Origin of the sequence: Oceanobacter sp. 3_MG-2023, assembly GCF_030688925.1 — a bacterium.
GTDB lineage: Bacteria > Pseudomonadota > Gammaproteobacteria > Pseudomonadales > Oceanobacteraceae > Oceanobacter.
Map to the genome: position 1 here is coordinate 1 of NZ_JAUYVX010000045.1, position 736 is coordinate 736.

General features: G+C 53.3%; 1 rRNA gene. It reads left to right on the top strand.

The features are described from left to right. Positions 1 to 699 (top strand): 16S ribosomal RNA (locus tag Q8W32_RS16540); the annotation flags it as partial. Positions 700 to 736: the final 37 nt, after the last annotated feature.

A 736-nucleotide genomic window follows, 5' to 3' on the forward strand; every position in this document is an offset into this window, starting at 1 on the left:
TGTTCTCTTGGTAACGAAGCTAACGCGATAAGTAGACCGCCTGGGGAGTACGGCCGCAAGGTTAAAACTCAAATGAATTGACGGGGGCCCGCACAAGCGGTGGAGCATGTGGTTTAATTCGAAGCAACGCGAAGAACCTTACCTACTCTTGACATCCAGTGAACTTTCCAGAGATGGATTGGTGCCTTCGGGAACACTGAGACAGGTGCTGCATGGCTGTCGTCAGCTCGTGTTGTGAAATGTTGGGTTAAGTCCCGTAACGAGCGCAACCCTTGTCCTTAGTTACCATCATTCAGTTGGGGACTCTAAGGAGACTGCCGGTGACAAACCGGAGGAAGGCGGGGACGACGTCAAGTCATCATGGCCCTTACGAGTAGGGCTACACACGTGCTACAATGGCCAGTACAGAGGGTTGCAATGCCGCGAGGTGGAGCTAATCCCACAAAGCTGGTCGTAGTCCGGATCGGAGTCTGCAACTCGACTCCGTGAAGTCGGAATCGCTAGTAATCGTGAATCAGAATGTCACGGTGAATACGTTCCCGGGCCTTGTACACACCGCCCGTCACACCATGGGAGTGGGTTGCTCCAGAAGTAGATAGTCTAACCCTCGGGAGGACGTTTACCACGGAGTGATTCATGACTGGGGTGAAGTCGTAACAAGGTAGCCCTAGGGGAACCTGGGGCTGGATCACCTCCTTAAACGATACTTCAGCCATCTCAGCTAAGTGCTCACACG